General features: G+C 53.1%; 19 protein-coding genes and 1 pseudogene. 10 read left to right on the top strand and 10 right to left on the bottom strand.

Annotation, left to right across the window (positions count from 1 at the left end; translation table 11 throughout):
- Nucleotides 1–515: 515 nt before the first annotated feature.
- Nucleotides 516–1412 (bottom strand): ROK family protein, encoded by an 897-nt coding sequence (locus tag IGQ16_RS04980; protein ID WP_297041830.1) that lies wholly within the window; start codon nucleotides 1410–1412, stop codon nucleotides 516–518.
- Nucleotides 1409–2779 carry an LCP family protein gene (locus tag IGQ16_RS04975; RefSeq protein ID WP_297041828.1) on the bottom strand — a complete coding sequence of 457 codons (1371 nt, stop codon included), beginning with the start codon at nucleotides 2777–2779 and terminating at the stop codon, nucleotides 1409–1411. Before IGQ16_RS04975 ends, IGQ16_RS04980 begins: the two co-directional genes overlap by 4 nt.
- Nucleotides 2780–2978: 199 nt before the next feature.
- Here IGQ16_RS04975 and cgtA point away from each other — a divergent pair, with 199 nt between their 5' ends.
- From cgtA to dnaN, 5 genes are all read left to right on the top strand, one after another.
- Nucleotides 2979–3989, top strand: coding sequence for an Obg family GTPase CgtA (cgtA, locus tag IGQ16_RS04970; RefSeq protein ID WP_024125419.1), 1011 nt, complete (start codon nucleotides 2979–2981; stop codon nucleotides 3987–3989).
- Between the two features lie 38 nt (nucleotides 3990–4027).
- On the top strand, nucleotides 4028–6550 hold the full coding sequence (locus IGQ16_RS04965; RefSeq protein WP_297060473.1) for a CHAT domain-containing tetratricopeptide repeat protein: 2523 nt from the start codon (nucleotides 4028–4030) through the stop codon (nucleotides 6548–6550).
- Nucleotides 6551–6555: 5 nt separating this feature from the next.
- A complete protein-coding gene (locus IGQ16_RS04960) occupies nucleotides 6556–7827 on the top strand; it encodes a sensor histidine kinase (RefSeq protein WP_367116114.1) in 1272 nt (423 codons plus the stop codon).
- A gap of 66 nt (nucleotides 7828–7893) precedes the next feature.
- A complete protein-coding gene (gene murJ, locus IGQ16_RS04955) occupies nucleotides 7894–9459 on the top strand; it encodes a murein biosynthesis integral membrane protein MurJ (RefSeq protein WP_024125422.1) in 1566 nt (521 codons plus the stop codon).
- An 87-nt stretch (nucleotides 9460–9546) separates the two neighbouring features.
- Entirely contained in the window at nucleotides 9547–10656 is a 1110-nt protein-coding gene (gene dnaN / locus IGQ16_RS04950; RefSeq protein ID WP_297040986.1) for a DNA polymerase III subunit beta, read from the top strand.
- Here the strand turns inward: dnaN and IGQ16_RS04945 are convergent.
- Complete coding sequence (locus IGQ16_RS04945; protein ID WP_024125424.1) at nucleotides 10653–11285, bottom strand: CPP1-like family protein; 633 nt, start codon at nucleotides 11283–11285, stop codon at nucleotides 10653–10655. The genes dnaN and IGQ16_RS04945 overlap by 4 nt on opposite strands.
- A gap of 625 nt (nucleotides 11286–11910) precedes the next feature.
- On the opposite strand from IGQ16_RS04945, the gene bchL reads away from it, so the two are divergent.
- From bchL to IGQ16_RS04930, 3 genes are read left to right on the top strand one after another with little or no spacing between them, the layout of a single operon-like run.
- On the top strand, nucleotides 11911–12756 hold the full coding sequence (gene bchL, locus IGQ16_RS04940; protein ID WP_024125425.1) for a ferredoxin:protochlorophyllide reductase (ATP-dependent) iron-sulfur ATP-binding protein: 846 nt from the start codon (nucleotides 11911–11913) through the stop codon (nucleotides 12754–12756).
- 44 nt (nucleotides 12757–12800) lie between these two features.
- Nucleotides 12801–13181, top strand: a complete 381-nt coding sequence (locus tag IGQ16_RS04935; RefSeq protein ID WP_297060469.1) for a DUF5331 domain-containing protein — start codon at nucleotides 12801–12803, stop codon at nucleotides 13179–13181.
- 33 nt (nucleotides 13182–13214) lie between these two features.
- Entirely contained in the window at nucleotides 13215–14597 is a 1383-nt protein-coding gene (locus IGQ16_RS04930) for a ferredoxin:protochlorophyllide reductase (ATP-dependent) subunit N (RefSeq protein WP_297040987.1), read from the top strand.
- 76 nt (nucleotides 14598–14673) lie between these two features.
- On the opposite strand, the gene IGQ16_RS04925 is transcribed toward IGQ16_RS04930, so the two are convergent.
- From IGQ16_RS04925 to IGQ16_RS04905, 5 genes are all read right to left on the bottom strand, one after another.
- A complete protein-coding gene (locus tag IGQ16_RS04925) occupies nucleotides 14674–16821 on the bottom strand; it encodes an AMIN domain-containing protein (RefSeq protein ID WP_297060467.1) in 2148 nt (715 codons plus the stop codon).
- 94 nt (nucleotides 16822–16915) lie between these two features.
- The gene (locus tag IGQ16_RS04920; protein WP_297060465.1) at nucleotides 16916–17653 is read right to left on the bottom strand and encodes a pilus assembly protein PilO; all 738 of its coding nucleotides are present in this window, start codon (nucleotides 17651–17653) and stop codon (nucleotides 16916–16918) included.
- Nucleotides 17650–18351 carry a PilN domain-containing protein gene (locus IGQ16_RS04915; RefSeq protein WP_024125429.1) on the bottom strand — a complete coding sequence of 234 codons (702 nt, stop codon included), beginning with the start codon at nucleotides 18349–18351 and terminating at the stop codon, nucleotides 17650–17652. The genes IGQ16_RS04920 and IGQ16_RS04915 overlap by 4 nt, the downstream gene beginning before the upstream one ends.
- Nucleotides 18352–18359: 8 nt before the next feature.
- Complete coding sequence (gene pilM, locus IGQ16_RS04910) at nucleotides 18360–19439, bottom strand: type IV pilus biogenesis protein PilM (protein ID WP_041429787.1); 1080 nt, start codon at nucleotides 19437–19439, stop codon at nucleotides 18360–18362.
- Nucleotides 19440–19737: 298 nt separating this feature from the next.
- Nucleotides 19738–20967: an acetate/propionate family kinase gene (locus IGQ16_RS04905; protein ID WP_024125431.1), complete on the bottom strand. Its 1230-nt coding sequence runs from the start codon at nucleotides 20965–20967 to the stop codon at nucleotides 19738–19740.
- Nucleotides 20968–21089: 122 nt separating this feature from the next.
- Between IGQ16_RS04905 and IGQ16_RS04900 the strand changes: the two genes are divergently transcribed.
- Nucleotides 21090–22787: a DUF655 domain-containing protein gene (locus IGQ16_RS04900; protein ID WP_297040989.1), complete on the top strand. Its 1698-nt coding sequence runs from the start codon at nucleotides 21090–21092 to the stop codon at nucleotides 22785–22787.
- 62 nt (nucleotides 22788–22849) lie between these two features.
- Here the strand turns inward: IGQ16_RS04900 and IGQ16_RS04895 are convergent, their stop codons facing one another.
- A complete protein-coding gene (locus IGQ16_RS04895; protein ID WP_024125433.1) occupies nucleotides 22850–23362 on the bottom strand; it encodes an adenine phosphoribosyltransferase in 513 nt (170 codons plus the stop codon).
- Between the two features lie 50 nt (nucleotides 23363–23412).
- On the bottom strand, nucleotides 23413–24717 hold the full coding sequence (locus tag IGQ16_RS04890; protein ID WP_225871747.1) for an NCS2 family permease: 1305 nt from the start codon (nucleotides 24715–24717) through the stop codon (nucleotides 23413–23415).
- A gap of 406 nt (nucleotides 24718–25123) precedes the next feature.
- Here IGQ16_RS04890 and IGQ16_RS04885 point away from each other — a divergent pair.
- Nucleotides 25124–25984, top strand: a pseudogene (locus IGQ16_RS04885) (hypothetical protein); the annotation flags it as partial.

The raw sequence follows: 25984 nt of genomic DNA, 5'->3' as shown, positions 1-25984 counted from the left end.
ACTGCCTCTTGGGGACGCTAGCGTTCTCCTTAGCGGTCTTGGCTATTGATCAGCACTCCTAAGGACACCCCCAGTGGCCGATACGCCTGCATTTTGGTGCGGCAGCGGTCAATAGGATCCAATAGGATCCGAGGGCGATCGCAACTCAGCAACAAAATCCGGCAGATTGGGATAAGGCCCATCGGATCAACACCCGCTAGGGGGGAGTTAGCAATCCCAGAGATATCTGGGGAGGGTTGGCCGCCCCATTGGCCTTTGCCGGTTCCAAAGCCCCACTTCCACAATCAGCTCAAAATTTTGGCTACTCCCTTGCCCCCTGTGGGTGGCAGAATAATCAATTCACTAGTCTGGTCAATTCTAGGCGCAGCTCAGGAGGATGCGGCAGAGTTGATCAAAGCACCGTTGCATTGGGGACATTGAGCAGTAGCGGCGAGCTATCCCCAGGGGTTGGAGGAGTCATAGCCTTTGCCCAAGTGGTGTCACTTAATCCTAGGTAAGATCCTAGGTAAGGCTACTTAGGGATGCGCTTTGACATGTTGCCATGCCAGTTTGGCTGCACCGACAATGCCTGCGTAATTCCCAAGGGTTGCTCGCAAACAGTGGAGGTTATGGCGGGAGGTGGGCAGCACCCGCTCTTCCAATTCAGCAATCATCGAGGGAAAGAAGAGATCACTGGCGGCACTAATCCCCCCACCAATAATCACTGCTTCTGGGGTGAGCACATACACAAGGCTAGCAATGCCAGCGGCTAATTCGCGGCCATAGGTTTGCCAGAGGGCGATCGCCTCAGGATCGCCATTGCTGGCCCGCTCTGCCATCTCATGGGGTTCACAGCCCCAACGCCGCCGCAGGGCTTGGGCGGAAACGTGTTGCTCAAGGGAACCGCGATTGCCACTGTTGCAGGGAGGCCCGTTGTAATCGAGGGTAATCAGCCCCAACTCGCCGGCGGTGCCATCTCGACCAACAAACAACTCCCCATTCAAGATAATGGCACCCCCTACCCCCGTCCCCAACGTGAGCAAAATTAAATCCTTGAACTGACTCCCTGCTCCTAGCCATGCTTCCCCCAGGCCGGCACAGTTGGCATCGTTACCAATCACTGTGGGTTTGCCCGTCTGGTGTTCCAGGCTATCGCTAATAGGCACTTCGTACCAGTCAAGGTTGATGGCACGGCGGGCAATGCGACCACTGGCATCCACGGGTCCCGGTACGCCCATACCAATCGCCAACGCCCGATTCTCACTATCCAGTTCTTTCATCCCCTGCAAAATGGCTTTGATCACCCGTTCTGGAAAAGGGGGCTGAGGGGTCGGCAACACCAGGGAATGGAGACAATTCCCCTTGGGACTAAAACACCCCATTTTGATGGCAGTGCCACCTAGATCAACGCCAATAACGTAGGATTCACTCACAGAGATTTTGTTTGTCTCAATTGCAGGCGATCGCGGGCATCGTCGCCCAGTTGAATCGTCACATCCGATGCTAGCACACCCGTACTCTCCACCCGCACTTCTCCAAATCCCAGCAATAACTGCACTCGACGTGCTGCTGCCAAGTCCCCCTGCTGAGCAATGATCCGCGTAATCGGAATCGGTTGGGGGAATGGCTCCGCTACCAAGGGATAGGGGTAACCAGCGGTTGCCAGTTGCTCACTCAGATGCGTGACTAATGATTCTGGCAGGGTAGTATTTTGAATAGCAATCTGCACTTGGGCAGGGGAGGTCAAACCCGTCTCGCGCGGATCAGCAGTAGGGGTGTCACGGAAATACTGATCCGTTAGCCAAGCAATCCGTTGGTAATTGGGCAACCAATAGCTCACTGCCACTTCATCAGTGCTGCCATTAAAGTTCCCCGGCAGCAGCAGAAACTGCACCCGCGATCGCGGCAAGCTGGTAAGGAATTGACCCAGGCTCATCAGTTCTCCAACTGTTAGATTCGTATCCAAGTTTTCGCGGATAATACTGAGAATTTGGGGAGTACGGGCAAGGGTTTCCGGGCGAGCCGTTTGCTCCATCAATGCCCGCAAAAACATCTGTTGTCGCTGCACACGGCCAATATCGCCAAGGGCATCATAGCGAAAGCGCAGAAATTGCAGGGCTTGATTGCCATTCAGGTGTTGTCGTCCGGCTTGCAAATCAATATGGAGGTGCTGACTGTCATCGCGATAGCGCATAGCTATGGGCACATCCAGGGTCACACCCCCAAGGGTGTCAATGAGTTTCTCGATTCCTTGAACATTAATGCGCAAATAGCGATCGATGGGCACATCTCCCAACAGCTCACTGACGGTTGCTGCCGCCAACGCTGGTCCCCCAAGGGCATTGGCTTCGTTGATTTTGGCATCCCCGCGGCCGGGAATAAAGGTCAGCGTATCGCGGGGAATTGATAGTATCACTAAACGTTGCTGCACTGGGTCAAAGCGCACCAGTAGAAGTGAGTCCGATAGCCCCTCAACGGAATTAACTAGGGCATGGTAGGTCAGGTTGGGGTCGGGGGGGTGATCTAAGTCGGAAGTTAAGACCTTAGAGCCAATGAGCAATAAATTTAGCGGCTGATGGAGCCTTGCCCCTGTCCAGCGATCGCCCCGTTGAAACGCCTGCCACTCCTGACTGCTGAGTGATCGCTGCATGAGCGGTGTGCTCTGACTGAGTAGCCCCCAGAGTGCCCCTAGGCTGCCGGAGATCAAGGCCACCCCTAGCCACAACACCAGTCGCCAAAATAGGACCCCTTCTTCAGGCGGAGCCGGTTGTCGTTGGCGTTGCCATCGAATAAACACCATTGCCTCGCCACCCTAAAATTCCCTTAAGCCTACCATGTTGCTCTTTTCTCCTAGGACATTCATCAAGGGTCTTCGATAGGGAGTTTCATCCTTGGGCGTCTATGTCGTCCCCATAAAAAGAACTATCAACAAGTTGGCAGCATACAATACTCAAATATGACTCAAATATCCAACCGATCAGGAACTGATTGCGGCCAACATGCAATTTATTGACCTTGCAGAAATTCACGTCAAAGCCGGCAAAGGGGGTGACGGCATTATTGCCTTTCGCCGTGAAAAGTATGTGCCTGCAGGGGGGCCATCGGGGGGCAATGGTGGCAATGGTGGCTCGGTGATTCTCAAGGCAGTCTCCAATTTACAAACGCTGCTGGACTTTCGCTATGCCCATGTTTTCAAGGCCGAAAATGGCCAACGGGGCGGACCGAATAACCGTACCGGTGCCTGTGGTGCGGATTTAGTGATTGAGGTGCCCTGCGGCACAATGGTCTGGGATTCGCAAACCGGGGAATTGCTGGGAGACTTGACTACCCCCGGTCAAACGCTGCTGGTGGCTAAGGGAGGCAAAGGGGGGTTAGGGAATAAGCACTTCCTCAGCAATCATCAGCGGGCACCAGACTATGCCCTACCGGGCTTGGAGGGGGAAGAGCGGCATCTACGGCTAGAACTGAAGCTACTGGCCGAAGTGGGCATTATTGGCCTGCCTAATGCGGGCAAGTCCACACTGATTTCAGTACTGTCAGCAGCGCGACCCAAAATTGCTGATTATCCCTTTACAACCTTGGTGCCCAATTTAGGAGTTGTCCGCCAACCCAATGGCGATGGAACTGTATTTGCCGATATTCCGGGTCTGATTGCCGGTGCCCATGCTGGGCTGGGGTTGGGGCATGAGTTTCTCCGTCATATTGAGCGCACCCGTCTGCTGCTGCATTTGATTGATGCCACGGCTGAGGATGTGGTGGCTGCCTACCAAACGATTCGCGATGAGTTGGTGGCCTACGGGCATGGCTTGGGCGATCGCCCCCAAATCGTAGCTTTGAATAAAATTGATGCCCTAGATGCCTCGCAAATCACGACTATTCAAGAGACCCTCGCTGCCTACGTGGGTCAACGGGTTTTTGCCATCTCGGCGGTAGCTCGTCAGGGGTTAGAGCCTCTCTTAGAGGCTGTTTGGCAGGAACTGGGGGTCAGCGTTGCCCATCAGTATTCTTGATTGCGACGGGTGCTGTTGAGGAACTACCAAGGAAAAAAATGAACACCAGAGGATGCCTTGTCTCGGGTGCGATCGCCCTTGGCAGTAGTCTGATTTTGGGGCTGTGGGTTCCAACTCTAGCCCAGCCATCCCCCCAGCAATTTGAGGAACTTGCCACTCAAATTGATCAACTGCGGGAACAAGGCAATATGCAGGCTGCTATCTCCCTAGCAGAGCGCTTTGTGACCCTCGTGGAAAACACCCTAGGCCCCAACCATACCTTTTTGGCAGCGAGTCTCAACCAGTTGGCAAAGCTCCATGTTGACCAAGGAAATTATGCAGCAGCACTCCCCCTCTATCAGCGGGCATTGGCTATCTATGAGCGGGCGGGGGGGTCAGATCAACTGGAGGTGGCTGCAACACTAAATAACTTGGCCAATCTCTACCGTGCCCAAGGGAACCATGATGCTGCGTTGCCAGTGTTTCAGCGGGCATTGGCGATCGCCGAAAAGACCCGAGGATTAAATCATCCTGAGGTGGCGATCATCCTCAATAACATGGCTCTCCTCTACACTGAGCAAAAAAAGACTGCAGCCGCTCTGCCCTTATATCAACGCGCCCTCAGGATCTTGGAGTCAACCCTTGGGGAGAAAAGTCCCTATGTGGCAACAACGCTGAACAACCTTGCAGGCCTGTATCGACAGCAAAAGAATTACGCCGCCGCCTTGCCCTTGTACCAACGGGCCCTGCAGATTCGCCAACAAACGTTGCCCCCAGGTCACCCCGATATTGCGGCTAGCTTGAATAATTTAGCCACGCTCTATTTTGATCAGCGCAACTATGCAGCAGCACTCCCCCTCTATCAACGCACACTAGCGATCGCCGAATCCCGCCTAGGGCACAACCATCCCAATACTGCCCTTGCCCTGAGTAACCTTGCTGCTGTCTATTGGCAACAGGGCAATCTTACCCAAACCCTTGCCCTGCTGCAAAACGTACAGGAGGTTGAGGAAAAGAACCTCAGTGAAAATCTGATCGTGGGTTCCGAGGATTACAAGCGCAATTATTTGGCAACATTTCAAGACAGTACCAATGCCATTCTCACACTCCATCTCCAGCATCTGCCCCGGCACCCTGAGGCCACTGCCCTTGCTCTGACAACCATTCTGCGCCGCAAGGGGCGGTTACTCGATTTTTTCAGTCAAAACCAAGCACGCCTGCAACGGCAACTAGCGGCTCCAGATCAAGCGAAGCTTGAGCAGCTGACCAAACTGCGCACAGCCATTGCCAAACTCGTCTTTGCTTCGGCAGCGCCAGCAGCTTTCTCCCAACTGCAGCAGCTTGAAACCCAAGCCAGTCAACTGGAAGCCGAACTGAGTCTGCGCAGTGCTAGCTTTCGCGAGCTCACTCAACCCGTAACCATCGCTGCGGTTCAACGGTTGATTCCGGCCAATGCCGCTTTGCTCGAGTTTATTCGCTATCGACCCTACGACTTGCGCACACAGAACTTTGGTGAGCCGCGCTATGGCGTCTATGTATTGCGTCCTAGAGGTCAACCCCTCGGAAAAGATCTGGGCACTGCTGCTGAAATTGATGCCCAAGTACGCCAGAGCCGTTTCCGTTTGGCTGACCCGCGTTTACCCAAGGTTGAAGTTCAACAGGCGGCTCAAGCTCTTGCTGAGCAGGTGATTACTCCCATTCGTCCCTGGCTTGGCAATGCAACTCATTTGCTCATTGCGCCGGATGGGGAGTTGAATACTATTCCCTTTCAGGCGCTTGTGGATGCCCAAGGGCGCTATCTGGTGGAATCCTATTTGATTACATTGCTGACCTCTGGGCGCGAACTTCTGCGCTTCCAATCCCGATCTGTAACTGCTAATACCCCTTTGATTATTGCTGACCCAAGTTTTGATCGCTCCTTTGGAAATGCCTCTTCATCAACGATGCACTCCCTTGATTGGCGGAGTTTGACTTTTACTCCCCTACCGGGGACAGCGGAGGAAGCGCAAGCCCTGAGGGCGCTCCTTCCCCAAGCCCAAGTGTTACTCCAAGCTGCGGCCACCGAAACAGCGGTTAAAGCTGCAAATTCCCCTAAAATTCTCCACTTGGCTACTCACGGCTTCTTTCTAGCTTCTTCGGGGAACAAAGGCATCCTTGAAAACCCCCTCCTGCGATCGGGGTTGGTTTTGGCGGCATCTAACGCACGCCAGAGTGGCTCAGAGGGTGATGATGGCTTCCTGACTGCCTTGGAAGTAACCAGCATGAATCTCAGTGGCACAGAGTTAGTCGTGTTATCCGCCTGTGATACGGGGCGAGGGGAGGTGGTGAATGGGGAGGGGGTCTATGGGTTGCGGCGAGCGTTTACATTGGCTGGGGCGCGATCGCAGGTGAGTACCCTGTGGAAAGTGGATGATCGAGTAACCCGCGATATGATGATAGCCTTTTACCAAAACCTGCACCGAGGCATGGGGCGAACAGAAGCCCTGCGGCAAGTCCAGCTTCAGCGACTCAAGGAGGAATCTCCCTACTATTGGGCAGCGTTTGTGTCCAGTGGTGATTGGTCTCCCTTAGCATTGCCCTGATGACGATGGTTCGTGCGATTCAATACCGTCTAGCCCTGTGGTACGTAGGAGTAACGGCACTCCTGCTCCTCATTTTTGCGACGGGGTTCTTTTTTTATGTGCGGGGAACGCTGATCGAGCGGATTGATGACACCCTTAGCCACGTTGTGGAGGTGGTGAGCCGCTCCCTAATGATTGACACAGGCACAGCAGAAGCAATTGATTGGCAAACCAGTTTAGGCAGTAGTCCCATTGCGGCACTGGAGGAAGATCACATTGACCTTGAGGGGTTTACCCCAAATCAGGAGTTGGCTTGGAGCACGTTTTCAGAACCCCTTGATCTGCCTTTGCATCTGAGTCGGACGGCGCAAACGGTACAGGTGGGCGAGGATCGCTGGCTACGGCAGATGACGGTGCCCTTAGTCGTGGGCGATCGCCTACTGGGCTATTTGCGGGTTAGCCATCCTTGGTTCGAGGTGACGCAACCTAGTCAAGCCCTCCTCTGGGATCTCTTAGTCGGTATTACCATCACGCTGACACTGGTGAGTATTAGTGGCTGGTTTCTGTCACGGCTAGCCATTGCCCCCTTGCAGCAATCCTATGCCTATTTGAAGCAATTTACCGCCGATGCCTCCCATGAACTGCGTAACCCCGTGGCCCTGATTCAAACCAATGTCCAAGTTGCCTTAGCCACTGCGGATCCTGAAGCCCAACGGCAACAACTTCTGGTCATTGAACGCCTTAGTCGTCGCCTCAGCCGTTTGGTGGATGATTTGCTGTTTCTGGCTCGCCAAGATAGCGGCATGATTCCCCTGCAGGCCCAACCCTGCCACCTCGATGCGATTCTTTTGGGGGTGATTGAGGAGCAGATGCCCCTGATTGAACAAAAGCACCTGCAACTGGAGTTGGAGCTGGCAGATCCCCAAACCTCAGAAGCGACAGCCTATCGCCTTTGGGGCAACCCCGATCATCTCAGTCGCTTGTTAACCAATATCCTCAGTAATGCCGTGCAATATACCCCTGCGGGTGGTCAGATTCAAGTGACATTGGATCAACAGGGTAAATTTTACCGTGTGGTAATTGCCGATAATGGACCGGGGATTCCTGCCAGTGAACTGCCCCGCCTTTTTGATCGCTTTTATCGCCTTCAGGGCACAAAGTCCGAGGGAACGGGTTTAGGGCTGGCGATCGCCCAGTCTATTGTTCAGGCCCATCGAGGTCAGATTCAGGTTACTAGCGAAGTCGGTCAAGGGACCGGCTTTACGATTCTGCTGCCAACGGAAATAAAAGAAAGCTAGATCGCTGGTACGATCATCGCCAGAGTTATCCCCAAATCAGCCAATTTGATTAGGATTGCCACCACTGTGGAAAAGAAATCCCGTTCGCTTGCCCACATTGCCACCATTGTTGCCGTTGCTACGCTGTTGAGTAAAGTCGCGGGACTGGTTCGCCAGCAGGCGATCGCCGCCGAATTTGGTGTTGGCGCCGCAGTGGATGCCTACAGTTACGCCTATGTGATTCCGGGGTTTCTCTTTGTGCTCTTGGGGGGGATCAATGGCCCTTTCCACAGTTCGATCATCAGTGTGGTTCTCAAGCAACCCCCCGAAAAAGCCGCGCCCCTCGTGGAAACCATTACCACCGTTGTGGGCGCCCTATTGCTGGTGCTAACCGTCATTTTGATGGTGCTGGCGGATCCCTTAATTCAACTCATTGCCCCCGGCGCAAGTCCAGAGATTCAAGCCTTAGCCGCAGAGCAGTTTCGGATTATGGCCCCCTTGGCCGTACTCTCGGGTTTGATTGGGATTGGCTTTGGCACCCTCAATGCTGCCGATCAGTACTGGTTGCCTTCCATTAGTCCCCTGCTGTCTAGCTTGGCGGTAATCATTGGGATTTGGTTCTTTGCCGACGAATTTGGCCCCGCAGTGCTCGCTTGGGGAACCCTAGCGGGGGGGGTGCTGCAATGGCTTGTACAAATTCCTGCCCAATGGAAAGCTGGCATGGGCACATTGCGATTACGTTTTGATCTCAATCGTCCTGAGGTGCGGGAGTTAATTCAACTCATGGGGCCTGCCACTCTGTCTTCAGGAATGCTTTTGATCAGCGTTTATATCAGTCTCTTCTTTGCTTCCCAGTTGCCTGTGGGTGCTGCGTCGGCCTTGAGTTACTCCCAACTCCTATTTCTGACGCCCTTGGGGATTCTCTCCAATGTGATCCTTGTGCCCTATATGCCCATTTTTTCAAAGTTGGCACAGCCAGAACACTGGCCGCATCTTAAGGAACGCATTCGCCAGAGCTTGGTACTCACTGCCTTGAGTATGATGCCCCTCGGTGGCATGATGGCGGCTTTGGCATTGCCGGCAGTGCGGGTGGTCTATGAGCGGCGGGCCTTTGATTTTCAGGCCTCCCAATTGGTGGCGGCGCTCCTGCTGGTCTATGCCATTGGCATGTTTTTCTACCTTGCCCGCGATGTGATTGTGCGGGTCTTTTACGCCCTTGAGGATGGTCGCACCCCCCTGCAGATCACTCTCTGGGGGCTGGGTGTCAATGCCCTGTTTTGCTTTTTCTTTACCCAAGCCTTTGGCGCCGTCGGCCTTGCAATGGCGACAGTGGGGGTGAATACGGTATCGTTTATTGCCCTGACTTGGATTTTGCACCGCCGTTTGGAGGGACTACCTTGGGGGGAGTTGATTGTGCCTTTGCTGGGAATTGCTCTAGCCAGTGTTCTCGCTGGGGGGGCAGGTTGGGGTACCCTCAAAGGACTGGAATTGCTCTGGGGGCGCGAAGGTTTGGGGGTACAACTGTTGCAGCTGGCGATCGCAACCGGCGTCGGCCTGATCGTTTTTGCAGCGGCTATCTCGCCCCTGAATCTGCCAGAGCTGGAGTTTTTTCTAAGTAAAGTGCGGCGGTTTTTGCCCAAGCGATACCAGTAATCGGTTGCCATAGTATGCTAGTAAATCGGCCAATGACAAGCAGCGTTTTTGCGCTTCATTCCATCTGCCTCGGCCGTGGAGTACACCATGAAAGTTGTTTGTTCACAATCGATTCTCAATAGTAAACTGGCCCCCCTGAGTCGTGTTGCTCCTAGCAATCCGTCGCACCCGATTTTGGCAAATATTCTTCTGCAAGCTGAGGGTGGCCGCCTCGGACTCTCCGTTTTTGATCTCAGTCTGGGGATGCAAATCTGGCTCGATGCAGAGGTGAAGGTGCCGGGGGCGATTACCGTTTCCGCCAAGCTCTTTAGTGAGATGGTGTCGCGGATGCCCAATCGCGATATTGAGATTACGGCGGAAGATACGCGAGTGATCCTTGACTATGGCAGTGGTTTCTTTGAGATTCAGGGGATGAGTGCTGAGGAATTTCCTGCATTGCCCACGTTAGAGGATGTGACGCCCGTTACTTTAACCGCAGAGGCATTGCGGCGAGGACTTCAGGGGAGCTTGTTTGCGGCCAGCACTGATGAAACCAAGCAAATTCTCACCGGCTTGCACGTGACCTTTGAGGTCGATTGCCTTGAGTTTGCGGCTACCGATGGCCACCGCCTTGCCGTTACCGTAACTGAACAGCCTGTTCCTGACGCTCTCTCGCCGATTACCATTCCAGCAAAATCCCTCAAAGATCTAGAGCGGCTGATGGCGAAACAAGATGGGGATGTGGCACTCCGCTGTGACCCCGCCCAGGTGGTGTTTGACATTGGCAATGATGCTCGCATCACCAGCCGTCTGCTGGAGGGCCAGTACCCCAACTACCGCCAACTGATTCCGAAAACCTTTGCTCGCCAAGTCACGGTTGAGCGATCGGCGTTGGCAGATGCCCTAGAACGGGTGGCGATTCTTGCGGCTCAAAGGAATAATGTTGTCAAAATCAACATTGATACTGAGGCTCAAGAACTCAAACTCTCCGCTGAGGCTCCGCAATTGGGAAGTGGTGAGGAGAAGGTGCCGGCTCAAATTTCTGGGGAGTCAATGGAGGTGGCCTTCAACGTCAAATACCTCCTTGAAGGACTGAAGGTGATGAATAGTTCCGATGTGCAACTTCAGCTGAATGGCGAAACCCAGCCCGCGATTCTCCTCCCCCTTGGGTCAGCCCAGATGAAATACTTGGTGATGCCAATTCAAATTCGTGCTTAGCGCAGGAAGTTGCTGGTGAACCAAAAGGTGACAAAAACGCCAATACCCACCAGTTGATCCACGCTAAGGAAGACCCCCGGCAGCCCAAGCTGATAGATGCCCACGGCGATCACCGCCCCCAAGATCAGGGCAAGGAGGGTGATTAAAAAGGCGCGGCCAAGGCGCTTTTCCTTGCGTTGCAGCCACACTAAGTTAAAGCCAACCCCCAGCGACAGCACCAATGCCAAGGTGTCGGGATTGGCCTGAGCCAGCCCGATTGCCATCAGAACAGCATAGACGGTTGAGGTAATGGCGATACCCCGCAGGTTGGGGGTGTCCAACTGTTGCTGCCACCACTGAAGGGCGGGATGATTGGCAATGCGATTTAGCTTCGCTGGCGCCGGTTCATTGAGTTGCTCAGCATAGCGAATGCGCTCAGGCACTTTGATTTTGCCCTCTTGGCGTTGCCGCAGCCGATCCATCAAAATTGCATCGTAGGCTGCTTCAATTTCGGTGCGCTGCCGTTCATCCCCCGGATGAGCCGCTAATAGCGCATCCCGTGCTTCTTTAATCTGCTCGAAAGAAGCGTCTTCCGGCACTTGCAGCTTTTCGTAGGGGTTATCACTCATGGCAAATTGATCTTTGTTCATTGGCCATTCTTACGGGCAGTATCAACAGCGGGCTGAAGGCTACCCTACAGCTTTTTCGTAACGATGCCGTACCTTCCCAAGGAGCTTATCTTGCTCGTTTAGATGGATGGCAGAGAAAAAAAACTGCAGCGCGATCGCCTTCCCTCAAATTCTAGCGAGTTCCTAGGAAAAACGAGAGAAAGTGGCGATTAAAGGGATGCAACCCCTTAAATGTAACAAATAATTTACTTTTGAGATTTTTAATTATTCTTTACAACGATGCGGGCGATCGCCCCCCAGGAGAACAGTTTCTTGTTGCAGATTTCCTTTGGCGCGATCGCGAGGCAGACAAACGTTAGCGTTGGGTTCAGTTGGTCAGGGGATGACTTGGGGAGGGGGAACTTTTGTATTTTTGTTTAACTTAAAAACAAAATTAACAGCAAAAACACGAAAACTAGTTTCTTAAAGAATGACTGCTTGTCTGAGAGACTTAGAGAGCTTGAGAAATTTTTTACTGATCCTCAAGGAAGCTGGAATTTTATTACAAAAAAATAATTTTCTTGACCGCTGCGGCTTCTGGCGATCGCTGGCGGACAATAGCAGTTAGGTCATCGTGTCGCTCCATTACCTAGGAGGCAAGCTCAACGTGAAACTGGCAGTGTACGGTAAAGGCGGAATTGGCAAATCCACCACCAGTTGCAACATCTCGGTGGCGCTGGCGCGGCGGGGCAAAAAAGTCCTGCAAATTGGCTGTGACCCCAAGCACGACAGCACATTTACCCTCACGGGCTTTCTGATTCCCACCATCATTGACACCCTCCAAGCCAAGAACTATCACTACGAAGATGTCTGGCCAGAGGATGTAATCTACAAAGGTTATGGCGGTGTGGATTGTGTTGAAGCGGGGGGCCCTCCAGCCGGCGCAGGGTGTGGGGGCTATGTTGTCGGTGAAACCGTCAAGCTCCTCAAGGAACTCAATGCCTTTGATGAATACGATGTCATTCTCTTTGACGTTCTTGGGGATGTGGTCTGTGGCGGCTTTGCTGCCCCCCTCAACTATGCTGATTATTGCCTGATTGTCACCGATAACGGCTTTGATGCCCTCTTTGCGGCCAATCGCATTGCCGCCTCCGTCCGCGAAAAAGCTCGCACGCACCCTCTGCGCCTTGCGGGTCTCATTGGTAATCGCACCAGTAAGCGGGATCTCATTGAAAAGTATGTGGCAGCAGTTCCCATGCCCATCCTTGAGGTGCTGCCGCTGATTGAGGATATTCGCGTGTCACGGGTTAAGGGCAAAACCCTCTTTGAGATGGCTGAAGGTGATCCGAGTCTCAACTATGTTTGTGACTACTACTTGAACATTGCCGATCAAATTTTGGCGCGGCCTGAGGGTGTCGTGCCTAAGGATGCCCCCGATCGCGACCTCTTTGCCCTGCTATCTGACTTCTACTTGAATCCTCAGGGATCAGAGCCTTCACTCGCTGCTGTCTAAAACTCCCCTAGAATACTCCACGGAACCCCCTCGCTGGAGTGAGTATGAACCCTGAACAACTACGGCAAAGCGCACGCAGTAAGTGGCTAGCCTACTACCAAGAAAACCGCCATTGGATTGTCCGCCTGGCCATTTGGGGTACCTATCGCGGTCAGCGGCGCCCCTCCTCGAGTTTTATTCTGGCAGTACTCACGACCCTAGAGCCCCGCCTAGTGGATGCTCTACCCGTCATTGTCGAACTCACCAACGATCCCGATCGCATTATTGCTGCCCTTGGCTTGAACTTCAACCCTGACGAAGAGCTAGCCAATCGGGATAACCCTGCTCAACTGCCCCCAGAACCTCGCTTACTTCCCCCTCAGCCCTTTGTGAGTAATCGGGCTGAAGAACACAGTGAGGAGGCTGCTCGAAGTCATCAAACCTAGTTTCAATAGTTTCTAAATTTGGAGGCTCTCCCTATGACTGCCACTGCTCCCAACGCCCTCAACTTTGAGTGTGAAACAGGTAATTACCATACCTTTTGCCCCATCAGCTGTGTGGCGTGGCTCTACCAAAAGATTGAAGATAGTTTCTTCTTGGTCATTGGTACTAAGACCTGTGGCTACTTTTTGCAGAATGCCATGGGGGTGATGATTTTTGCAGAACCCCGCTATGCCATGGCGGAGCTAGAAGAGGGGGACATTTCAGCACAACTCAATGATTATGAAGAGTTAAGGCGCCTCTGCCTCCAAATTAAGCGCGATCGCAACCCCAGCGTGATTGTTTGGATCGGCACCTGCACCACAGAAATTATCAAAATGGACTTGGAGGGACTGGCTCCCAAACTCGAAGCCGAAATTGGCATTCCCATTGTTGTTGCTCGTGCCAATGGTCTCGACTACGCCTTTACCCAAGGGGAAGATACAGTACTAGCAGCAATGGCCGCTCGTTGCCCCACGCCCACAGCGGTTAGTGATCCAGAGGAGCGTAACCCTATTCAACGGCTTCTCAACTTTGGCAAAAAAAAAGAAGAAGTCCAAACCGAATCAAGCCAATACCACGACCACCCACCCCTTGTTCTCTTTGGCTCCCTGCCAGATCCCGTGGTGACCCAACTCACCTTGGAATTGAAAAAACAGGGCATTAAAGTTTCAGGATGGCTTCCTGCCAAACGCTATACCGAATTGCCAGTCATTGATGAAGGCTACTATGTCGCTGGCGTGAATCCCTTTCTCAGTCGTACCGCCACCACCCTGATTCGCCGCCGTAAATCTCAACTCATTACGGCGCCTTTTCCCATTGGTCCTGATGGTACTCGCGCCTGGATCGAACAGATTTGTGCTACCTTTGGCATTCAGCCCCAAGGCCTAGCGGAGCGCGAAACCGAAACTTGGGAAAAACTCAGTGACTACCTTGAATTAGTGCGAGGCAAATCGGTCTTTTTTATGGGGGACAATCTCCTAGAGATCTCCCTAGCGCGGTTTTTGATTCGTTGTGGTATGCGGGTGCATGAAATCGGCATTCCCTACATGGATAAGCGCTACCAAGCGGCCGAGTTAGAACTCTTGACAAAGACCTGTGCCGAAATGGGACATCCCCTACCCACCATTGTTGAAAAACCGGATAACTACAACCAGCTGCAGCGGATTAAGGCGCTTCAGCCCGATCTGGTGATTACGGGTATGGCCCACGCCAACCCCCTTGAGGCCCGTGGCATCAGTACCAAGTGGTCTGTGGAATTCACGTTTGCTCAGATCCACGGCTTTGGCAATGCCCGCGACATCTTGGAATTGGTGACTCGTCCCCTACGGCGCAACCAAGCCCTGGCGGGATTAGGCTGGCAAAAACTGGTTGCCAATTGAGAAAAAGAACCCCCTCTGAAGGTAGCAAGAGGGGGCAACAAGCCACACTCCACACTAACACTCCACACTAAAAACGTTATTGGGGCGGTTGTAAAATTCGATTTTGGAGATTGGGCGGCATGCTACCTGGCGTTGGCGAGTACTGGTAGCCAAATTCAGCATCCTGGGTATCATTAATAATCTTTGGCGTTACCATCACCACCAGTTCATTACGTTGACGTGCGTTGGTTTCCCGGCGGAAGAGTCGCCCCAGGAGGGGAATATCGCCTAGGATGGGAATTTTCGTAACTGTTGAGCGATCCTGATCTTGGATGATCCCCGCCAACATCAATGTCTGGCCATCCCGCAGGCGGATCCGCCCTGACTCCATCCGCCGTTGTGACAGCAGCGTTCCTGTGGACGGGTTTGCTACCCCCGGAAAGACGACCGAATAGGTGCCACTCGGAGCACTCACCTCAGGAGAGAGTTGCAACGTAACGAAGCCATTGTCGTCAATTTGATCCACTGTGACATTGAAAATCACCCCTGCAGGTCGAATGATGGGTCGAATTGTCTGAGACTGAAGGGCTGCCCCTGACCCTGTCCCCTGAGCTTCAACAGTGGATTCAATCCCTGAGAAAATCTCTTGGGTCAAATTGACCTGGGCAGCACTGCCCTCTTGAATCACAAGGGTTGGATTAGTGAGGATTGTCGCATTCCCTGTGTCGATAGCCAATTGAATTTGGGCAAAAAAGTCACTGAGCAAATTACCCACTGGTGTGTTGGGAACGGGAGGTAAAGGTGTAGGGGTCAAACCACCCACATTGGGGGTGGTACCACGGATAACGCTGAGTCCATCAGCGCTGAAGATAGCTCCCCAAAGACCGCTACCAAAGTTAGTGATTAAGTCTGCATTTGCTCTCTGGCCGCGCAGTAGATTAACGTCAATAAACTTGACATTTACCATGACCTGTCGCTTGCGGATGTCAAACTGCTGAATGAGCTGGGTGGCAATTTCCACCTTACGTGGTGTGCCAATGAGGGTAATTGTGTTCGTACGAGGATCCCCAACGACCTCCAAACCCTTTAGGAGTGTACTACGGCAAATTTGACTGATGGCGCCGCCGGCTGCAGATGGGACCTGAAGCTGCTCACAGCCCGTTGCTGGCGCTTGTCCTGTATCAGGCAAGTTGGCACCATACATTTCCAACAACTGCACAGCACCCAACTGTAAGTCACCCTCACGAGTTCGAGTTTCACGGTTGAGGGCTGTTTGAGCGGTTGTTGAGGCTTGGGCACCAGCGCCGCCGGCAGTGCCAATAGTACCTCCCGTTTGCGCAACGGAGCTAATTTCCCGTGTGGTTGAACCCGCACCGAAGACTCGCATTTGATTCAAACGAATGGTGCGAACAATACGGTTTTGGGCATCGGGAGGCAAAGCTTGACCAATAAAGATGGTGCGGCCTTGACGATTGGCTTTGAGGTTGGTGACCCGCAGCACGTAGTTGAACACATCTTGGACAGATTCGTTTTCAATGTCGAGGGAGATGGTTGGCCCGCCAGTCGTGCCCCCTTCGGGAAAAACCACGTTCAGATTGACTGCCCGTGCCAACAGAGAAAGCACTTCCCGCACGGGCGCTTCCCGCAGGAGTAAGCGGGGAATCCGCTGATTTGTGCCCAGTTCAATAACATCCGGTTCTGCGTTCAGAGGACTAATGAGCATATCGCCAACGGGTGGCGGTACTGGGCGCGGCAGAAAAGGAGGAACGGCACTGGGGCCGGGGGGCATAGCCGTGGGTTGGCCACTGGGAGCAACTTGGGGACCAGCAGGGCCTTGAGCTGTAATGAAGTTAATTTGCAGGCCAGCGCGTCCTTCGCGGATGACCTCACCAATGGGGGCAGCACTAATGCCATTCACGGTGACGCGGATGGTTTTGGCATCGAGTTGCACGACCTCGACGGAGGAGATACCGGGAGCGGGGTTCTCTTGGCGGAAGGCCCCCCCTTGGGGTAGGCGCAGTTGGCTATTGGCAATGTCGGCAATGGAGGTATTGCCACGATTGACAGTGAAAACCGCTGGCCGTAGATTCCCTTGCACGTTAAAAAGGAGCTGGATACCGTTAGCAGCAGTCACAAGGCGAATGGCGGTAATTTCTGTGGCTGCGGCCCAAGTGGGTGTTTGACCTGCAGCAATGAGGGCCGTTGTGGCCACCCCTAAACCGAGACGATGTAAAAACTGACTCACGATGCTTGACTCCTCACAAATGCCACCAAACCTACGAAAAGAGAATGCTACTCAGTCCTAAAATAATCTACGCTGCTTCTTTAATTGCCATGCGCTATTGCTGTTGTGGTTGCTGCGGTTGTCCTTGCTGCTCACCTCCTTGGGGTTTTTCCTCCTGAGGGGGGGGTGCTAAAGCAGCGATTTCCTCAGGGGTTAGGGGCACATAGGCTATGAGCTTAAATGTGGTAGTGACGTCACCAGGCTTGTCGGCTATCGCTTCCATCGTCAGGTTGTTAATAACGAGGAAGTTTTGCTGCTGATCAATTTTTTGCATAATCTGCAAAATACTGGGAAATGGCCCTTGAACTGTAATGTTGGTAACTTGTCGTTTTAGCTTGCCATTTAATTCTGGACCCAGGGAGCCATCTTGGACGATTCCTGAACCTGCACTATCAGGTTCAAAGGTGATGAGTTGAGCGCCGCTTGTAACAATCAGCCGGTTAATGTCCAGTAAGAGGGTGTCAAGGGCTGCTTGGGTAGCAAAGAGCGATCGCACATCCCGATTTTCCTGCTTGGCGCGCTCTAACCCCGCGATCACATCATTGAGTTGCTTCAGGAGCACTTCCCGCTGGGAGAGGTCATTTTCCTGTTGGGTAATTTCTTGCTGTAGCTTGGCGGCTTCCTCGAGCTTGGGGGCAATGAGAAGACTGCCCAGATAGACGGCGGCTCCCAAACCAACAAGGGCAATCAATACCCCACTCACTAGGGGTGTCAAGGTGATGCCAAAGACTGTCGGATAATTGGGTGCTGGTTCCTCAAGTGGGGGGCCGCCAAAATCGCCAGTTAGAGTCATTGCTGTACCACTCCTTTTTCTTTGAGAAATTGAATGCGCGCCACTAGTCCTTGAAGGCCATTGGCGGCAAGTTGCTCAAGGAGTTCCGATGCCGGCACGCTAGCGATCGCGGTCTTAACACTAAAGGAAACAGTGGTGATTTTCTCCTCTGCGTTGCCACCGGTTGAGCGCTCAGCCTTGATTAACTGGGTGGCCTTGCCATCAAAGAAGGGAGAGCGATTTTGCAGGAGCAATAGAAACTCACTCACGGCGTCAAAGGACACCGCTGTTCCCTCGATGGTTAACTCCTGCAATGCTTCTCCCCCTTGGGTAATTTTGCGAATTTGTACCCCTGCTGGCGTTTGAGTTGCCATACTGCGCATCGCCGCAGACCAAGGTTTGACCTGATTAAAGACGCTGGCAAGGGCTTTGGTTTCAGCGGCAATTTGATCTTGCTCTTTTTTAATTTGATCCATACGTTGCAAATCCGGCGAAATTGCAGCAAGGCGATCTTGAATTGTTTTTTGCTTATTCGCCAGTTGTTGCAGCCAGAGGTTGGCACCCACTGAGCCCAGGAGAGCGAGACCCACAAAGAAGAGGGCGGCAATACTACCAATAATAATCGGTACGTTACTCATTCCTGCTGCTGTGGTTGTCGCAGCAGCCATCCCTCCCACTTCAGGACGTTCTTTGAGGAGGTTAATCTCAATTGAGTACATACATGCTCCTAAGCGCCACGCAGACCAAGACCAATCACCGTGCCGAGGGCAGGGCGTTTTTCGAGGGGAATCTCTTCAGGAGTTTGCAGCCCTAGCAAACTAATGGGGTCAACTAAAGTGGTGGCATAGTTGAGCCGCTGACTAAAAAACTCATCCACTTGACCGATACTGGCACCCGGACCTGCCAGCAGCAACTGTGACACCTCTAGACTCTCCCCTTGATTGAGATAGAAGTCTATGGAGCGGCGGATTTCGTCCGCCAGATCCGAGAGAACGCGCAAAATAGCTGCGCCACTGGGGTTGAGGGCTCCGGTTAAATCCATTGGCTCTAGGGGAACCGTAAGATTCTCAATGAGGTCAACGCCCATGGAGGGAGGTAAATTCATGGCGCGGCTGATGGCCTCTTGCATGCGTTCTTTACCAATGGGCACTTTGCGGTTAAACTGGGGAATCCCATCCTTGACGATGCTAATTTCTGTGCCTTCATCGCCAATATCAATAATGGCTGCTGCTTCCCCCACAAATTGTTGTAGCGAATCCCGCAGCGTACGCATGAGGGCAAAATTGGTAACTTCCAATGCAGTCAGTTGCAAACCGGCTTGGGTAAAGGCATTGATGTAGGCATCGGTCACCTCGCGGGGTGTACCCACCAACAGGATTTCTACTCGCTCAATGCCATCTTCATCAAGGGTGGTTCCCAGCTTTTGATAGTCAACATCCGCTTCTTCGCGGGGAAAGGGGAGGTAGAGGGGGGCTTCCTGCATGAGAACCACTTCCCGCAATTCGTAGTCCGGTAATTCAGCAGGCAGGCGAATCAGGCGAATCACGGCTTCATTCATGGGAATGGCACTGATCACCTCTTTTTGTTTGATGCGTTTATCTTCAATCCCTTGACGGATGGCATCGGCGACGGCGGTGGTGTCAATAATGCGGCCTTCTTCAATAGCGCCTTCAGCCAAGGGTACTGAGGCCATGGCCGTCATTTTCAGACCCTGCTTTTGCCGCTGAATCTGCACGATATTGACCCGCTCTGGGGTGAGTTCAATCCCCAAGCCTTGCTTTGGTTTTGCAAATAGGTTTCCCAGCACAATATCACCCACCAGTAACGGTCAAGTGTCCATGAACGAAACGACGTCAAGAGTCAAGGATAAGGGTTTCACAACAGAGCAGCGTTGCACCCGAGGGGGTTATGCAAATGCCGCTATTGCTAAGGCAATCATAACCAATGGGCATCGGTTCTTTTCAATGGGTTGGTATGGTTTGCAAAGTGTCTTTATGCAAAAGTATGCAAAACTGAAGGGCAAACCTGTGGCAATGTGCAAGGCCCCTATTGCGTACTAGGAAAGATAAAAATGCTCATAAAAAACGTGAGCTGGTGATGGGGAGCTATAAAAGTTGTCCACAGGCACGGGCGATCGCCCAATCTTCTTGGGTCTGAACCACGAGCACTTGTACAGGAGCAGTAGGCAGCGCAATGTTACGATCCCCTTTACCCTTTTCGTTAGCTGTGCCATCTAACTCAATTCCCAGCCAAGCTAGCCCTCGGCAGACATCGCGGCGCACACCTGCGGCGTTTTCACCAATTCCTGCCGTGAATACCAATGCATCGAGGCTCCCAAGAGCTGGCAACAGACTGGCAATGCCCCGCTGTAGGGAATAGATAAAGCAGTCATAGGCCAACTGGGCTTGGGTATTTCCCTGATCAATGGCTGCCAAAATCTGCCGCAAATCATTACTCACTCCAGAGACGCCCAACAGTCCCGATTGCCGATTCACCAGCCGCTCCAGTTCTTCAACCGTCCGACCCCGCCGCAGTAGATAGAGCAAAATCCCCGGATCAATGTCGCCACAGCGCGTCCCCATCATCACTCCCGCTGTAGGGGTAAAACCCATCGTGGTTTCCACGGAGATTCCTCCCTTGACCGCAGTCAGAGAACAACCATTCCCGAGGTGGCAGCTAATCAGGCACAACTCTGCTAGGGGACGCTGCAACAGGGTCGCAGCCCGCTCACTGACGTATTGATGGCTAATGCCGTGGAAGCCATAGCGTTGAATACCAGCAGTTGTTAGTTCATAGGGAATGGCGTAGGTGCGTGCCACTGCTGGCAGTTGAGCATGGAAAGCAGTATCAAACACGGCCACTTGGGGCGTTTGGGGACAAATGTCGGCCATTAATTCTATCCCCAGCAGGTTGGCTGGATTGTGGAGCGGCGCATATTCACTAAATTCGGTAATCACTGCTTTCACCTGTGCATTCACTCGCACCGGTGCTTGGTAACGGCTACCGCCATGGACAACGCGATGACCGATGATCGTAATTTCTGCAAGGCTTTCCAAGAGCTTTGTCTGGCCACTGGTGAGGGTGTCTAGGAGGCTTTTGAGCCAGTCCCGTAGGCCTGTAATTCCCCCCTCTGGGTGAGTTAAGTTGGCTTCGTAGCACTGGTCGGCAGTGGTTACCTTGAGATGCGCCACCGTCGGGTTTTGTCCCCAATCGAGGAGGCCTTGCCAAAGGGGAGTGGGGGGTGTAGCAGCCGTTGCCCCTATTTCAGGGGCTAGCCGATACAAACAGGCTTTGAGGCTACTAGAGCCAGCATTTAACACCAGCACCGTGATCATGGCAGCTCAGCAAAAGCATTGCCTCTATCCTAGCCAAGCGCCTTTGGCAACCGATGCAGCGCAGAACACCTTGAGGCGAAAAACATGGCCCTAGAATTGGGACAGGCATTGGGGAAGTTAGCATGTTTTGGCAAAAGCTGAAATGGCGGCGACAGGGTGTGTATCTGCTGTTGTTTCTCCTGGGGCTGTTAATTGCTGCAGTGGTGTTCACCCAATTGCGATCGCACCCCATTATCCGCCCTTCCCTAAGCCCGCTGCCTCAACATCCGCAAATTGCGGTACACATGAATCACTCCCAAGCCCACAGTTACCAAGAACCCTATCGCCCCTATACCCGTGAAGGGGAAGACCTTGAGGCAATCATGATTGAGCAGATTGCTAAGGCACAAAAGACCATTGATGTGGCGGTGCAGGAGTTTCGCCTCCCGAATCTGGCAAAGGCGCTAGCAGCACGGCAGCGGGCAGGCGTACGGGTACGGGTGGTAATGGAGAATACCTACACTGCCCCTTGGGCAAAATACAGTGCTGCTCAAGTCAGTGCCATGGATCCGAGGATGCGGGAGCGCTATAACGACTGGAAGGCGCTTGTGGATACCAACGGCGATGGCCAACTCAGTGCAGCGGAATTGAGCGATCGCGACGTGCAGACCATTCTCAACGAGGCGAAGATTCCTTGGATTGATGACACTGCCGATGGCTCCAAGGGCAGCATGCTCATGCACCACAAGTTTATTGTGATAGACAATCGTCAAGTGATTGCAACTACGGCGAACTTTACCCTCAGTGATGTCCACGGTGACTTGGCACGACCGGATACCCGTGGCAATGCCAACTCCCTTTTAGTGATTGATAGCCCCGCCGTGGCACGCCTATTTACCGAGGAATTTAACATCATGTGGGGCGATGGCCCCGGTGGTCAGCCCAACAGTCGCTTTGGGGTCAAAAAGCCGGTGCGTCCCCCCCAACGGGTGCCTGTGGGCGATGCCATAGTCATGGTGCGCTTTTCGCCGACCCCGCGATCGCAACCCTGGGCGGCCTCTACAAACGGCCTCATTGGTCAAATCCTGAGTCGCAGTCGCCAAAGAATTGATATGGCGCTCTTTGTCTTCTCGGATCAGGAACTGTCCAACGTTTTAGAGGAACGCCATGACCAAGGGGTAAAAATTCGTGCCCTCATTGATGCCGGATTTATCTACCGTGACTTTAGCGAAGCCCTCGATATGATGGGAGTGGCGATGGCGAATACGGCCCAAGCCCGTCAAGGTAACTGTTACTACGAAACCGGTAACCGCCCCTGGCAAAACCCCATTCAAACGGTGGGCACTCCCCTACTACCGGAGGGGGATAAGCTGCACCATAAGTATGGCGTTATTGACGATCGCACCGTGATTGTGGGTTCCCACAACTGGTCAGAAGCAGCCAATCGCGGTAACGATGAATTTTTGCTGGTGATTGAGCATCCCACGGTAGCAGCTCACTATGAACGGGAGTTTGAGCGGCTCTATAGCAATAGTCGTCTGGGTCTACCGCAACACACTCGCGATCGCCTCCAGCAACAGTTGACCGCCTGTGGCGGTAATATTGCCACCCGACCCGCCCCCTCTTCCGCAAATCGTGCCCGCACGCCTACCTCACGGGTCAATTTGAACACAGCTACTGCGGCTGAACTGGAGACCCTACCGGGCGTCGGACCAAAACTAGCGGCCGAAATTATCCGTGCCCGCGAGCAAAAGCCTTTTAATTCCTTGGCGGATCTAGATGCCGTCCCCGGTGTTGGGCCGAAGCTCCTGGAACGCCTGCGCGATCGCGTGACATGGTAACGGCCTAAATCACGCTTAACAAATCACACTTCCTAAGTCACACTTAACTAACTAAGTCACACTTAGTAAGTCACAAGGGTGGTAATTGGCACGTCGGGAAGCTTTTGCCGTCCCTCTAAGTCCGTCAGCTCCACAATAAAGGCAAAGCCATGGAGTTCGCCTTGCGCTTTCTGAATCAGGCCCGCCGCCGCTGCCGCTGTGCCCCCTGTGGCAATCAAGTCATCGACAATTAGCACTCGCCGCCCCGGTTCGATAGCATCCTGGTGCATTTCCAAGCGATCGCGCCCGTATTCAAGTTCATACTCCACCGCATAGACAGGAGCACAGAGCTTACCGGGTTTGCGCAGAGGGATGAAGCCTGCTCCCAGGTGGTAGGCCAAAGGGGCGCCGAAAATAAAGCCGCGGGACTCAATGCCAGCCACATAGTCAATGCCAGCATTGGCGTGTTTTTCCACCAGTTGATCAATGACGTAGCGCAGCCCCGCCTGATTTTGCAGTAGTGTTGTTAAATCCCGAAACAGAATGCCGGGCTTAGGGAAGTCTGGAACATCGCGAATCAGGGATTTGAGATCCATAGGGTAATGTATTTCCAATCAGTTCAGAAGCATCCTATCTCAGATCCTGTCTAACGCCAAAAGTAGTGGGCAACAAAGATAACCGCCAATCCCCAGAGGGCGGGGTGCACTTCTCTGCCTTTCCCTGCAGCTAATTTGACGATTGGATAGCTAATAAATCCCACCCCTAGCCCCTCACTGATGGAGTAGCTCAAGGGCATCACTAACACCACCAAAAAAGCGGGGATCGCCTCCGTCAGATCAGACCAAGGAATCTCTGAGAGCGATCGCGCCATAAAAACACCCACCAGTACCAACGCCGGTGCCGTGGCAAAACTGGGAATAGCCGTCGTAATCGGCAAAAACAGTAGTGAGAGCAAGAACAACCCCCCCACCATCAGTGCCGTCAGCCCTGTCCGTCCACCCACAGCAATGCCCGCTGCCGATTCAATATAGGTGACCACGGTGGAGGTGCCAAAGAGGGCGCCAACAATTGTTCCTACTGCATCCGCCATAAAGGCTCCCAAGGCGCGGGGAAAATGCCCTTGCGGATTGAGAAACCCTGCCTGTACCCCCACCGCTGAAAGGGTGCCTACGGTGTCGAATATATCGGTAAAAAGCAGAACCAGCGTCACTAAGAGAAAAGACCCCACCTGCTGCGGTTGCAATTGTCGAAAGCCCACCAAGGCTTGACCAAAGAGATGGGAGGGCCATTGTGGCCATTGGAGGAAACCCGTTGGCCAAGGGGCAGCCCCCACTAGCCATGCAGCTAAGGCAGTGATCATCACCCCCCAAAAAATTGCCCCCCGCACCTCCTTGGCACAGAGAAAGGCCGTCAAAAGAATCCCAAGGGCAGCGAGGATGGGTGGCCATGTGTGAAAAGTGGTGAGTTTTGTTTTCGTAGCCGCATCAGCGATGATAATTCCAGCATTGCCAAGGCCAATGTAGGCGATAAATAGCCCCACCCCGGCAGCGATCGCCACCTTCAGAGACAGAGGAATCATACTCACAATCAGCGATCGCACCCCCGTGAGGGTCAGTAGCACAAACACAATGCCCTCGAGGAGTACAGCACTCAACGCCACTGGCCAAGGCAACCCCATCTGCCCCACCACTGCAAAAGCAAAAAAGGCATTGATGCCCATGCCAGGAGCTAAGGCAATCGGATAATTCGCCCAAATCCCCATGAGGATACTGCCCACTGCCGCAGATATTGCCGTTGCAATCAGCAACTCCACCTGCAAATCCTGTGGTTGCTCAAGAAAAATTGCATTGGAAAGAATTTGCGCATTGACGGGCAAAATGTAGGCCATCGTTAGAAATGTGGTTAGCGCCGCCAGTGCCTCGGTACAGAGTGAGCTGTGTGCCTGCTGCAAATTGAAGCAAGCCCTAAACCGTGAGTACCAGCGTCCCCTCAAGCGATTACTCCTTATATGGAAGATAGATTTAATTTTGTTAATTTTGTTTACACTGCAGCCAAGGATGAATGAACTGAATAGGGCTTGGGCTTGCCCCTCAGCGCGAGATTCGCCACTTCCTACTGGGAGACTCTTGAAATGTGGCTTTCTGGGGGAAAGTGCAATAAGGAATGGAAAATAGATGTAACCAAGAGCACATTACTTTTGCCAATTTTGCCAAATCTGCGATTAAATTATATCAACTCTGTACAAAACCCAAAAGATTGAGGGCATAGTCAATTCACCATCAGCAGCAACTAAATTCTGGCAGTTAAGATATTATTCAGCCTAATTATTGATAGGGAAAAGGGCAGGAGACAAGCCAATGATCAAGAAATGGGTACGCTCACTAAAACGTCGCTATCCGCCCCTAGGGCATTGGCAGCGGCAGCGGGGGTTTACACTGCCTTTAGTCTTGGGGATGGGGCTGATCATGATCGTGGTTGCCCTGACGCTCCTCTCGCGATCGCAGCTAGATGTCACCACTGCCAGCCTCCAAAAACAAACCCAACAGGCCTTTGCCGTAGCCGAAGGGGGTATGGCCCGTACCCTTGGCTTACTCAATGGCAACTATCAGGTTCTGCTGCGCCGTACCTACAACCCCGCCACCAACACCAACTTTAACCCCCCCAGACCCTACCTCATTGATCGTTCAACAGATGCTACGAAAATTGGTCAGCCCAATACCAGCGGTCTAGCTGTTCCCTCTGTCAATGAATGGACAAAGGAAAGCCTTGGTTCCGATGCTCCCCCCTGCTTTACCCTTGACAATCTGAATACGATTCTCCTCAGCGGCACAATTGGCACCCCTGTGCAGGGCAATTACCGCCTTCTCTCCTATCTCTACGATGCGCCAACGAAAACAGGACACCTGTTGATCGAAGGCCGCTTGCCCAATGACTCACCCGCCAATGCCTTCATCTGGCAAAAGATGGTGATTACAGATCGCGCCGTCCCTTCCAACTTCCCTGGACTCTTGGCAGAAAAGATTAACCTCGGCAACAACGATGTCTTTGGCACGGTTAATGGCAATGTGATCTGCACCAATCCTAGGAACTGTATTGTCCCTGCAAGCCAGTGTAGCAATGGCCAGCCGACCCAAGAGGGACTGCGCAGTGCCGTGGGAGCGCTCAATAACTCAACTATTGAAGGAACGATCGCCATCAATAAAATTGACCTACCGCCC

Source organism: Thermosynechococcus sp. M3746_W2019_013 (assembly GCF_015296045.1).
Classification (GTDB): domain Bacteria; phylum Cyanobacteriota; class Cyanobacteriia; order Thermosynechococcales; family Thermosynechococcaceae; genus Thermosynechococcus.
Note: the sequence above shows the minus strand (reverse complement) of the source record. Positions and strands in the feature narration are given on the sequence as shown.

Bases quoted from the DNA above. Each gene is read 5' to 3' on its own strand.
- IGQ16_RS04975 (WP_297041828.1), bottom strand. From the start codon at position 2,779: ATGGTGTTTATTCGATGGCAACGCCAACGACAACCGGCTCCGCCTGAA.
- cgtA (WP_024125419.1), top strand. From the start codon at position 2,979: ATGCAATTTATTGACCTTGCAGAAATTCACGTCAAAGCCGGCAAAGGG.
- IGQ16_RS04965 (WP_297060473.1), top strand. From the start codon at position 4,028: ATGAACACCAGAGGATGCCTTGTCTCGGGTGCGATCGCCCTTGGCAGT.
- IGQ16_RS04960 (WP_367116114.1), top strand. From the start codon at position 6,556: ATGGTTCGTGCGATTCAATACCGTCTAGCCCTGTGGTACGTAGGAGTA.
- dnaN (WP_297040986.1), top strand. From the start codon at position 9,547: ATGAAAGTTGTTTGTTCACAATCGATTCTCAATAGTAAACTGGCCCCC.
- IGQ16_RS04945 (WP_024125424.1), bottom strand. From the start codon at position 11,285: ATGAACAAAGATCAATTTGCCATGAGTGATAACCCCTACGAAAAGCTG.
- IGQ16_RS04935 (WP_297060469.1), top strand. From the start codon at position 12,801: ATGAACCCTGAACAACTACGGCAAAGCGCACGCAGTAAGTGGCTAGCC.
- IGQ16_RS04930 (WP_297040987.1), top strand. From the start codon at position 13,215: ATGACTGCCACTGCTCCCAACGCCCTCAACTTTGAGTGTGAAACAGGT.
- IGQ16_RS04920 (WP_297060465.1), bottom strand. From the start codon at position 17,653: ATGACTCTAACTGGCGATTTTGGCGGCCCCCCACTTGAGGAACCAGCA.
- IGQ16_RS04915 (WP_024125429.1), bottom strand. From the start codon at position 18,351: ATGTACTCAATTGAGATTAACCTCCTCAAAGAACGTCCTGAAGTGGGA.
- IGQ16_RS04905 (WP_024125431.1), bottom strand. From the start codon at position 20,967: ATGATCACGGTGCTGGTGTTAAATGCTGGCTCTAGTAGCCTCAAAGCC.
- IGQ16_RS04900 (WP_297040989.1), top strand. From the start codon at position 21,090: ATGTTTTGGCAAAAGCTGAAATGGCGGCGACAGGGTGTGTATCTGCTG.
- IGQ16_RS04895 (WP_024125433.1), bottom strand. From the start codon at position 23,362: ATGGATCTCAAATCCCTGATTCGCGATGTTCCAGACTTCCCTAAGCCC.